Below are 10302 nucleotides of genomic sequence, written 5' to 3'. Positions count from 1 at the left end.
CCGTCCACAGATGACAGCACCCTCCTTGCCCTCGGTCGCCACCGAGAAGACGTTGGGCACGAACAGCTCCGGCACGTTGCGTTCGTAATCGTCGTGCACCTGCAATGCCGCGTCGAGCCAACTCTGGCTGGACCGTACCGGCGCCTTGGCTTCGATCAGCACCAGCGGAATGCCGTTGACCAGCAGCACAAGATCGGCGCGCTTTTCCGTTTTCCCCGCGCGGATGGTGAACTGCTGGGTGACGGTGAAGCTGTTCTTCTCGATATCGTCGAAGTCGATTAGGCGGATGGTGATGTGTTCGCCATTCGCGCCAAAGGGCATGGAGCGTTCGCCCAGCGCCCATGCGGCGAATTCCTCGTTCGCCTTCACCAGCCCGTCCGACCGCGCGCCCATGATGATGGCGCGGAGGCGGTAGAGCACGTCATCGGCCCGGCCGGGGTTGGCGGCGATATCGGGGTTCAGGCGGATCAGGGCGTCACGCAGATGAGGTTCAACCAGCACCTCTTGCGGCTGGCGGGGAAGGTCGGCGGGGGCGACGTAATGCCAGCCGAGGCCCGCGATCTTGCCGCCCGCGCGGGCAAGGCCGGTGGAGATGTGCGCCGGGCGGGCCGAGGCCGCACCCGCGAGAAGGTCGCGCAGATGGGCTTCAACGGTGTTGGCTTCGGTGAATGTCATGCGGGCACCTCGAAATTGGCGCGTAGCATTTCTTGCGTCAGCTTCTTGGTAGCGGCCTTCCGCGCCTCGATGGTTCGGATCACTACTTCTGCCGCCGTGAGCTCTTTTGCAATTGCATCCCTATCTTCCTTGACGGGCCAAGGAATTGTAAGCGGCCGAAGGACTTCCAGATTAATGTTTTTTTGCGCCGTCTGCGTCGCTACCTCGAACTCAAGATAAGGGCGAGTGAACCGTAATGTATACTCGAGATAATCTACGTCGTATGGATCGTTGGGCACGACGCCTACGACACTGTCTGTGCAATACGTTCCTTGGTCGATATCGCGGTTGCGGCAATCACAGCAGCGATGGTGCTGACAAGTTAACTGGATTGAGCCAAAAGCAGCCCTTCCCTTCGCGATTTCAGGCCGCTTGCGTCGCTGCCGACCAAGCGGTTTCGGCCTGACCTCGCAGCAAGCGAAGGCCAGATCGGGAAATCAGGTGTGGTTGAAGATTGAAGGCGTTGTAAATCGGGCCGTGGCTGGAGAGAAACCGCTGGGCTGAACCCTGCGATTTAAACCTCTGCTGCTTTCGCTCTCGTCGGCGAATAACGAGGTGAGAATTCTCGACGCGATTGTTCTCGCGCATTCCGCGCGGATGATGACGTCCCTGAAGATGCAGAACTTTCAGCGCCGCTCGATACGAGGCAAGTTTATCCGTAATGATCGCTTCCGGATGAATGCCTGTGTTGCGGAGCAGGCGTCGTAAGAGCTTCAAGGCCGCGTGCTTGTTCCTTCGCTTTTGGACCAGCACATCAAGCACTTCGCCCTCATCATCAACCGCGCGCCACAGATACATTCGGCGACCACGTATCCTGACGACCGCCTCGTCCAAATGCCATCGGCCCGTCGGACGATCACGATTACGGCGGATGTTTGCGGCAATCAGCGGTCCAAAATTGTTCACCCAGCACCGAATAGCTTCACGGCTGACTTCGATTCCACGCTCAGCCATCAATTCTTCAACGTCGCGGATGCTCAGCGTGAAGCGAAAATACCAGCGCACCGCCTGACAAATGATCGATCCTGGAAATCGGTGACGCTTGAACGATAAGCCCGACATGAAAACCCCACCCTTCAACCCAAGTGGAGACTTTTTAGCGTTAGACTGTCAGCACCGATGCAATCATCAAGGCCGTGCCTGCCCGGCCGCTGTGGGGTGATCGTGATGACGCGGAGCGAACTGCAACTGATCTCGCGTCAGAACAAGAAGGCCGAACCCCAAGAGGCATACAGCCGCCATGGCGGCGGTCATGACCCGACCAGCCTGCCCCTTCCGCCCGAGACGATAGGTCATGATCGCTAGGAGCGACATGAGAACGCCGAAGGACACGAACACAGGGATGCGGTAGGTCGCCGCCAGCGGTACGGCGAGACAGAAGACGATCGCGCCGGCGACGAGGCTCGCGCCAACCGCGATCAGTGTGTCCTGCACCGGCCGGAACGGCTCTGGCCTCCCGTATAGCTTGGACCGGCCGCGCCCCTTGTAGCGCCCTGGACGCCATCGAGGAGCCTTGCTCCGGATCGCGGATCGCTTGCCCCCCATGGCTTCAGCCCTGCGCGTCCGCCGGGCGAGCCGCGCGGTTGGCCAGCCACACCCGCATGCGGACGATTTCAGCTTCCTGGGTGCGAATGATCTCCTCCGCGAGGCCCTTGACCTCGGGGTCCGAACCTTGGTCGAGCGCAATCCTCGCCATGGCGACCGCCCCCTCGTGGTGGGCGATCATCCCGCGCATGAAGTCGACATCGGCGTCGCCGCTGTAGTCGATGTTCATAGCGGCGTGCATCCGCTCGTTCGCCTCCTTGTAGGACCGAGTGGCGGGGGTATCCGAGGCGGCATCGCTGTGCCCGGCATGCTGGTCGATCGGGCGCGCATCGACTGCCGTCGGCTCCGGCGCCGGGTGCCCCTGCCGCGAGAGCACCCCGAAGCCGAAGACCGAGATCAGGAGAAAGGCGGCGATGACGCCAACCCAGCCGAGACGTTTCATTGGACTATCCTTTGCTTTCCTGAAGGCGGGTCATTCGACGCCGCGCGGACCGCGCCATGCCAGAAGGCGAAGCGCGTTGAAGACGACCAGCAGGGTGGAACCCTCGTGGAGGGCGACGGCAGGTCCGATGCCGAGACCAAGGATCGTCGCCGGGACGAGGAACGCCACGACCCCGAGGCTGACGAACAGGTTCTGGCGGATGATGCGGCGGGTTTGACGGCTAAGACCCACGGTGAAGGGCAACTTCGACAGATCATCCGCCATCAAGGCTACGTCGGCGGTCTCCAGGGCGACGTCCGATCCCGCCGCACCCATTGCGACGCCGACCGTCGCGGTGGCCATCGCCGGAGCATCGTTGACGCCATCGCCGACCATGGCGACCTTGGTCTCCGCCCGCAGTTTCTTGATGGCGTCGACCTTGTCCTCCGGCATCAGGTCGCCCCACGCCTCGGTCAGCCCGACCTGACCGGCCACCGCCTGGGCCGCCTTCTGGTGGTCGCCCGAGATCATGATCATGCGGCGAATGCCGAGCGCGCGGAGCGCGGTAAGGGTCTCGCGCGCCTTGGCCCGAGGCGTGTCGAGAAGGCCGATGACCCCGAGATCCTTTGTCCCGCGGCGAACCACCATGAGCGTCCGTCCCTGGTTTCGAAGGGCCGCGACGGCGATCTCGGTGTCCGGTGCGAGCGGAGCGATGGCCTCCGAACCGAACATCTCCGGTTTGCCGATCCAGACGTCCTGATCGTCGACGCGTGCAGTGACGCCCTTGCCGGTCAGGCTGCGCAACTCCGTGGCCTCACGTACCGATGCCGCGATCAGACGCTGGTTCCCATCGCGAACGATGGCCTCCGCCAAGGGATGATCGCTCAGCCGTTCGACCGCGACTGCGATCTCGAGAAGCTCTGTCTGTGTCGTCTGGCCGAACGGAACGACGTCCGTGATCCGCGGTCGCCCCTCGGTCAGCGTCCCGGTCTTGTCAAAGGCGATGGCGTCGAGAGCCCCCAGGTTTTCGAGCGGGGCGCCACCCTTGACGAGAACACCGGCGCGCGCCGCCCGGGCGACCCCGGACAACACCGCGCTCGGCGTGGCGATCGCGAGAGCGCAGGGACTGGCGGCCACCAGTACGGCCATCGCCCGGTAGAAGCTGTCGCGGAACGGCTCGTCGACGACCACCCAGGCGAACAGGAGGACGAAGGCCAGACCGAGCACGAGGGGCACGAAGACGCGCTCAAAGCGATCGGTGAAGCGCTGGGTCGGCGACTTCTGGGTCTCGGCCTCGCTGACCATCCGGACGACCTTGGCCAAGGTGGTGTCGTTGGATCGACGCGTCGTTTCGATCTCAATGGCGCCGCCGCCGTTAATGGTGCCGGCGAAGACCACCGACGCCGCCGAGATATTTGCCGGCTTGGCGCGGGCCTCCTCGGGGGTCGGGACAGGCTGCTTGTCGACAGGAATGCTCTCCCCTGTCACGGGAGCCTGGTTCACGCTGGATGTTCCCTTCACGACGAAGCCGTCGGCCGGGAGTCGCTCGTTGGGCCGAACGACGACCAAGTCGCCGACTTCCAGCTCTTCGACCGGAAGTTCGACGACGGCCTCTCCTCGCCGCACATGAGCGGTGCGCGGGGCCAAGGCGGCCAGAGCCTCGATCGCCTTCTTGGCGCGACCCATCGCGAAGTGCTCGAGGGCGTGCCCGAGGCTGAACAGGAACAGTAGCAGCGCCCCTTCCGCCCAGGCTCCGAGCGCCGCGGCGCCGGCTGCGGCCACCAGCATCAGGGTGTCGATCTCGAAACGCTTGCGCCGCAGATTCCCGACAGCCTCGCCGACCGTGAACCAGCCGCCCAAGGCATAGGCGATCAGGAAAAGGCCGAAGGGCAGCCATCCCGGCACGCCCGGAATGAATTTCTCGATCAGCCAACCAATCGTGAGCGCGACACCGCTGCCGACCGCGAAAATGAGCTCCGTGTTGGGTCCGAGGAAGCCGCCATGACCATGGTCGTGCCCGTCGCCTTCGGAATGTCCGTGGTCATGGCCATCGCCATCGACGTGGCCATGGCCGTGACCGTCATCGGGCGTATGACTGGCCTCGTGATCGGATGGCGCTTTCGGCTGCGCTTCAGGGGTCTTCGTAGCGGTTGAAGCGGCGCCCTCCGTCGCCCGCACTAGCGCGAGGCCGTGGCTCGCAAGGCGCTCGACAAGCGTCTCACGGTTCGTGATCTGCCGGTCGAACTCCAGGCGCAGAGCGCCAGCCGGATCCAGCACCGCCTCGATCACGCCGGCTTCTTCGCCGAGCGCGGCCGCGAGCGTGCGGGCGTGGCGGGCGGGGCGGACAACCTCCACTCGCCCGACGAGATGCCCGAAACGCTCACTGACCTCGGCTCCGGCCTGACGCGCACGGCGACGGACCTGAGCCAGCGACAGCTGGTCGGGATCGTAGTGGATGCAAAGCTCTGGGCCTCCCTCGCCTTCGGCGACATGCGCCTCAGAGACGCCGGGTTCGGCCCGCAACAGCGCGATCAACCGTCCAACGCAGCCGTCCTGAAGATCGGGCGCATGAGGCAGGAGGACAGGGAAGTTGAGGCGGAGGGTCTTGGGCATGATCGGGCTCCTCAAGAGACGTCACGGGTAAGGGTCGAGCGGTCGGGCACGAACATCCCGGCGCGCTGGGCGGCGGCTCCAGCGACGAAGGCGGCGATCGCCAGAGCCGCGCTCAGGAGGATGACCAGTCGCTTGCGGTCCATCTCGACCTCACGGCAAGGCGATGAGAGCGTCGAGCCAGCCGAGGTTCTGGAGGTGCTCCAGTCCCTCGAACACGGGCAACGCCAGAAGGAAGACAAGGCCGTCGCGGACAGTCCGAAGGAAGAAGGCCGGCCGGACGGACAGTTCCGCCTCATCACGCCACAGGCGCAGGTTCGGAACGAAGCGGGGGGTGCGCACGACGTAGCTGCGGTAGGTGTCGCCGAAGGCCGACGTCAGGAAGCCTTCCTCCCGACTCGCCACGATGCGGAACACGATCCAGCAGGCGACGGCGAAGGTGACGCCGACGGTGAGGCTGCCCGTCTGTGCGCCGATCCCGAATGCGCCGATGAAGCTGAAGACATAGAGCGGGTTTCGACACAGCGAATACGGTCCGCAGGTGACGATCTCCTGCTTCTTGCGGCCGCCGATGTAGAGCGAGCACCAGGCGCGGCCCAGAACGCAGACCATGATGGCGATCAGCCCTAGGTGTTCGACGGGATGCTCCAGCTGTGGCTGGGCCTTCACAAGAGCGGTCCAGGCCAGCAGTGCGAACAATCCAGCCGCGATGAAGAGTTTGCGCCAGCGCTGGACGGACGCGATGTCGATCAGGGGCGGGCTCATTCCACGGGCTCCTTCGCGTCGCGCCGCGCATCTCGCGCATCGCGAAGGATGTCGAAGCCGCCCTTGGCGGCTATGGCGGCGACCAGCACCCCCACCAGCAGATCGGGCCAAGATTGGTCCAACCACATCACCAGGCCGCCGGCGACGAGGATGCCGCCGTTCGACGCGAAATCGTTGAGACTGAAGGTCTCGGCCGCCTTCATGTTGACGTCGCTGCTCTGTTGCCGACGGATCAACAAAAGACAGATCAGATTGATGACCGCCGCCACGACGGCGAGCACCATCATGGTTGGTCCGACCGGCTCGGTTCCCGTCAGTGTCCGGCGCAGGGCGTCGAGCAGGACGAGAACCGAGAAGATCAGAAGCATGACGCCGGACACCTGAGCCGCCCGCGTCTTCCAGATCAGCGCGCGTCCGACCGCCAGGAAGCTGATCAGATAGACGGCCGCATCGGATCCGTTATCGACGGCGTTCGCGAGCAGAGCGCTGGAGTCGGCGGCGAGGCCGCCGACTCCCAGGCCCACGAACAGCAGAGCGTTCAGGAACAGCACCGCCAAGAGGGTGCGGCGCTGGACCTGCTCTGTTTCGTGAGCCCCGCTCATTCCTCGATTCCTTCCGCCTTCCGGTGTTTCACGGCCTTGGCCGCGAAGGTCGGAAGGACAAGGAGGGTCAAGGCCGTGGCCGTCAGGAGGCCGCCGATGACGACGGTGGCCAGCGGCTTCTGCACCTCGGCCCCCGCGCCGTGGGCGAACGCCATCGGGATGAAGCCGACGATGGCGACGAGAGCCGTCGTCAGGACGGCGCGAAGCCGGCTTGTCGCGCCTTCGATCGCGGCAAGACGCGGCGCCGCTCCGCCTGTGAGGCGTTCCCGAATGGCCTGCATCAGCACGAGGCCGTTCAAGGTCGCGACGCCGGACACGGCGATGAAGCCGACCGCCGCGGAAACCGAGAACGGCATCCCCCTGAGGACAAGCGCCAGGGCGCCGCCGATCAGAGCCAACGGCACGCACGCGAACACCAGGCCCGCCTCGGCGAAGGATCCCAAAGCCATGAAGAGCAAGACCCCGATCAGGATGAAGACGATCGGAATGACCAGCCCCAGACGCTGTTCGGCGCGCTTCAGGTTCTCGAACTGGCCACCCCAGGTCAGGGAGTAGCCGGTCGGTAGATCGACCTCGGCCTGCACCTTGGCCTGAGCCTCGGTGACGAAACCGCCCAGATCGCGTCCTCGGACGTTGGCTTGCACCACCATGCGCCGGCTGCCGTCATTGCGGCTGATCTGGTTCTGCCCTTCCGCTACCTGGATCCGGGCGACAGAAGAGAGCGGCACGGTCACGCCTGTGGCGGTCGTTACCGGCAGAGCCGCAAGGGCCGCCGGATCATTCCGTGCCTCATCCGCGAGGCGGACGACGACGCTGAAGCGACGATCGCCTTCGAATATCTGGCCGGCCTCGGCACCGCCGACCGCGGCCGAAACCGCCTCGGAGACATCGGCGGCCGACAGGCCGTAGTTGGCGGCTGCGAAGCGATCCACGCTGACGGTCAGGGTGGGGAGGCCGGACGCCTGCTCGACGCGAACGTCGGCCGATCCGGGCGTTGCGCGCAGGGCGGCGGCGACCCGGTCCGCAGTCGCCTGCAGCTGGGTGAAGTCGTCGCCATAGACCATCACGGCGAGGTCGGTCCGAACCCCCGAGATCAGCTCGTTGAAGCGCAGCTCGATGGGCTGGCTGAACTCGAAGCTGTTGCCGAGTTGTCCGGCGGCGAGCTCTTCGAACCGTTCGATCAGCTCCTCTTTCGGAAGGTTCGGATCGGGCCACTCCTTGCGGTCCTTGAGGACGATGACCGCATCCGAAATGTTCGGCGGCATCGGGTCCACCGCCGCCTCCGCCGTCCCGGTCCGGGCGAAGACAGTCTTCACCTCGGGCTGGGCCTTGATGGCGCGTTCGAGGGCCATCTGCATCGCCAGCGATTGTTCCAGCGAGGCGGACGGCACGCGCAGCGCCTGCATGGCGATGTCGCCTTCATCCAGGGTCGGGATGAACTCCCGCCCCAGAGAGCTGAAGGCGATGCCGCCAATGACGAGGGCGCCGAGCGCGGACGCCAGGACGATTTTGGGCCGGTCGACGGCGGCGCGGATCGCAGGCTCGATACAGCGCCGCGCGTAGCGAAGGATGAAGGTCTCGTGTTCGTGAGCGTGGCCGTGCTCGTCGACCTCGACCTTCTTCGGATCCCGGACCAGCAGAGCCGTCATCGCCGGCACGAAGGTGAAGGAGAAGATGAAGGCGCCGACGAGGGCCAGCATCACCGTTGCGCCCATGGGAATGAAGGTCTTGCCCTCCACGCCCTCAAGCATCAGCAGCGGCGTGAAGACGAGGAGGATGATCAACTGGCCAAAGGCGGCCGGTTTGACCATCTGACGCGCCGCGGCTCCAGCAACCTCAAGCCGCTCCCGACGTGTCAGCATTCGACCGGCTTCGGCCCGCCGCTGGCTGAGCATCAGCAGGGTGTTCTCGACCACCACCACCGCGCCGTCGACCAGAAGGCCGAAGTCCAGCGCGCCGAGGCTCATCAGGTTTCCGCTGATGCCAAAGCGGTTCATGCCGATGACCGCGAACAGGAAGCTGATCGGGATCATCAGGGCGGTGATCGAGGCCGCACGGATGTTGCCGAGCAGGAGGAACAGCACCACGATCACCAGCAGAGCGCCTTCGATCAGGTTCTTGGCGACCGTTGAGATGGTCTTGTTGACCAGCGAGCTGCGGTTCAGGACCGGTTCGGCGACAACGCTCGGCGGCAGGCTCGCGGAAACCTCCTCGAGGCGTTCGGCGGCGGCCTGGGCCACCGTCCGGCTGTTGCCGCCGGCCAGCATCAGCGCCGTACCGACGACCGCTTCGTGGCCGTCGCGGCTGGCGCCGCCGAGACGCGGCGCCTGGCCGATCTCCACGGTGGCGACGTCGGCGACCCGGACGACCAGTCCGTTGCGGTTGACGACGGGGGCCTGGGCAAGATCCGGGATGGTCTGCGCCAAGGCGTCGGTCCGCACGGTCAGGGCTTCGCCGGACCGCTGGACATAGCCCGCGCCAGCCTGGGTGTTGGCCCGTTCCAGCGCGACGACGAGATCGTGCAGGCTCAGACCGTAACCCGCCAGACGCGCGGCGTCGGGCCGAACGGCATACTCCTTCACATAGCCGCCGTTCACATCAACGCCGGCCAGGCCCTTCGCGGTCCGCATGCGCGGGGCGATGATCCAGTCCTGAACCGTGCGGAGATAGGTCGCGCGGGCCTGGGGCGTGGTCAGGAGTTCGCCTTCGGGCGTCAGATAGGCGCCGCCGGCCTGCCAGCCGGGCTCACCCGGTTTGGCGAGGTTGGCGCTGTTGAACGGCTTGAAGTCGACCGTCCACATGAGCACTTCGCCGAGACCGGTGGTGATCGGCGCAAGCGCCGGCTCCACGCCCTCCGGCAACCGCTCGCGCGCCTGGGCCATCCTTTCGGCGACCTGCTGGCGAGCGAAGTAGATGTCCGTATTGTCGGAGAAGATGACCGTGACCTGGCTGAAGCCGTTTCGGCTCAGCGACCGGGTGGTCTGGATGCCAGGAATCCCCGCCATCGCGGTTTCGAGTGGATAGGTGACCTGACGTTCCATCTGCTCGGGCGCGAGCGCCGGCGCGATGGTGTTGATCTGGACCTGCCGGTTGGTGATGTCCGGCACGGCGTCGATGGGCAGCTGCGTCAGGTTGTAGAGGCCGAAGGCGGCGACGATCGCCGTCGCCAGGACCACAAACCATCGGAAGCGGACCGAGGCTTCAATAAGTGCTTTGAACATGACGCCCCCTAGTGCCCGTGCTCGGCTTCGCCCTTGGCCANNTTCGGCCTTGAGCAGGAAGGCGTTGGCGGACGCCACGCGTTCAGATCCGGTGAGGCCGCGCAGGATCTCGGTGCGGCCCGCGGCCTGGCGGCCAGCAAGCACTTGAACGGCCTGGAAGCCGCCCTCGACCTGCACGAAGACCACGGTGTTTCCATCGACGGTCTGGACCGCCTCGGTGGGCACGGTCATCCCGCCAGTCGCCTCGCCGGTCACGATGGCGCCGGTGACGGCCGAACCGGCTGGCGGCAGAGACGCGCCAGAGGGTCGGGCCCGGATCACGGTCGCGCCGCTTTCGCTGAGACCGGCGTCGGCGGCGACGCCGGTGACGACGGCGTCGAACTCGCCGTTCGGCCCGGTCACGCGCATCGGCGAACCGGCACGC

Annotated in this window: 10 protein-coding genes; all 10 read right to left on the bottom strand. The window is 65.6% G+C overall.

Annotation, left to right across the window (positions count from 1 at the left end):
- Positions 1-675: type I restriction endonuclease (locus B3H86_RS05620; protein WP_292051816.1), on the bottom strand; the 675-nt coding region annotated here is incomplete at its 3' end.
- Positions 672-953 (bottom strand): hypothetical protein, encoded by a 282-nt coding sequence (locus tag B3H86_RS05615; RefSeq protein ID WP_292051814.1) that lies wholly within the window; start codon positions 951-953, stop codon positions 672-674. The genes B3H86_RS05615 and B3H86_RS05620, both read right to left, overlap by 4 nt.
- A gap of 124 nt (positions 954-1077) precedes the next feature.
- Positions 1078-1776, bottom strand: coding sequence for an IS6 family transposase (locus B3H86_RS05610; RefSeq protein WP_292051813.1), 699 nt, complete (start codon positions 1774-1776; stop codon positions 1078-1080).
- Positions 1777-1842: 66 nt separating this feature from the next.
- A complete protein-coding gene (locus B3H86_RS05605) occupies positions 1843-2148 on the bottom strand; it encodes a hypothetical protein (RefSeq protein WP_292051812.1) in 306 nt (101 codons plus the stop codon).
- Positions 2149-2263: 115 nt separating this feature from the next.
- Positions 2264-2701 (bottom strand): CopM family metallochaperone, encoded by a 438-nt coding sequence (gene copM, locus B3H86_RS05600; RefSeq protein WP_292051811.1) that lies wholly within the window; start codon positions 2699-2701, stop codon positions 2264-2266.
- Positions 2702-2731: 30 nt separating this feature from the next.
- Positions 2732-5293, bottom strand: coding sequence for a heavy metal translocating P-type ATPase (locus B3H86_RS05595; protein ID WP_292051810.1), 2562 nt, complete (start codon positions 5291-5293; stop codon positions 2732-2734).
- An 11-nt stretch (positions 5294-5304) separates the two neighbouring features.
- Positions 5305-5436, bottom strand: a complete 132-nt coding sequence (locus tag B3H86_RS05590; RefSeq protein WP_282452813.1) for a hypothetical protein — start codon at positions 5434-5436, stop codon at positions 5305-5307.
- 7 nt (positions 5437-5443) lie between these two features.
- A complete protein-coding gene (locus tag B3H86_RS05585) occupies positions 5444-6055 on the bottom strand; it encodes a methyltransferase family protein (RefSeq protein WP_242915666.1) in 612 nt (203 codons plus the stop codon).
- A complete protein-coding gene (locus tag B3H86_RS05580; RefSeq protein WP_242915668.1) occupies positions 6052-6657 on the bottom strand; it encodes a cation transporter in 606 nt (201 codons plus the stop codon). The genes B3H86_RS05585 and B3H86_RS05580 overlap by 4 nt, the downstream gene beginning before the upstream one ends.
- On the bottom strand, positions 6654-9878 hold the full coding sequence (locus B3H86_RS05575; protein WP_292051817.1) for an efflux RND transporter permease subunit: 3225 nt from the start codon (positions 9876-9878) through the stop codon (positions 6654-6656). The genes B3H86_RS05580 and B3H86_RS05575 overlap by 4 nt, the downstream gene beginning before the upstream one ends.
- Positions 9879-10302 lie beyond the last annotated feature (424 nt).

This window comes from Brevundimonas sp. UBA5866 (assembly GCF_002432125.1).
GTDB lineage: Bacteria > Pseudomonadota > Alphaproteobacteria > Caulobacterales > Caulobacteraceae > Brevundimonas.
This window is presented reverse-complemented; position numbering and strand designations above follow the sequence as displayed.

What these genes read in the sequence shown, in the direction of transcription:
- B3H86_RS05580 (WP_242915668.1), bottom strand. Translation starts at nt 6,657, where the DNA reads ATGAGCGGGGCTCACGAAACAGAGCAGGTCCAGCGCCGCACCCTCTTG.
- B3H86_RS05585 (WP_242915666.1), bottom strand. Translation starts at nt 6,055, where the DNA reads ATGAGCCCGCCCCTGATCGACATCGCGTCCGTCCAGCGCTGGCGCAAA.
- B3H86_RS05590 (WP_282452813.1), bottom strand. Translation starts at nt 5,436, where the DNA reads ATGGACCGCAAGCGACTGGTCATCCTCCTGAGCGCGGCTCTGGCGATC.
- B3H86_RS05575 (WP_292051817.1), bottom strand. Translation starts at nt 9,878, where the DNA reads ATGTTCAAAGCACTTATTGAAGCCTCGGTCCGCTTCCGATGGTTTGTG.
- B3H86_RS05595 (WP_292051810.1), bottom strand. Translation starts at nt 5,293, where the DNA reads ATGCCCAAGACCCTCCGCCTCAACTTCCCTGTCCTCCTGCCTCATGCG.
- copM (WP_292051811.1), bottom strand. Translation starts at nt 2,701, where the DNA reads ATGAAACGTCTCGGCTGGGTTGGCGTCATCGCCGCCTTTCTCCTGATC.
- B3H86_RS05610 (WP_292051813.1), bottom strand. Translation starts at nt 1,776, where the DNA reads ATGTCGGGCTTATCGTTCAAGCGTCACCGATTTCCAGGATCGATCATT.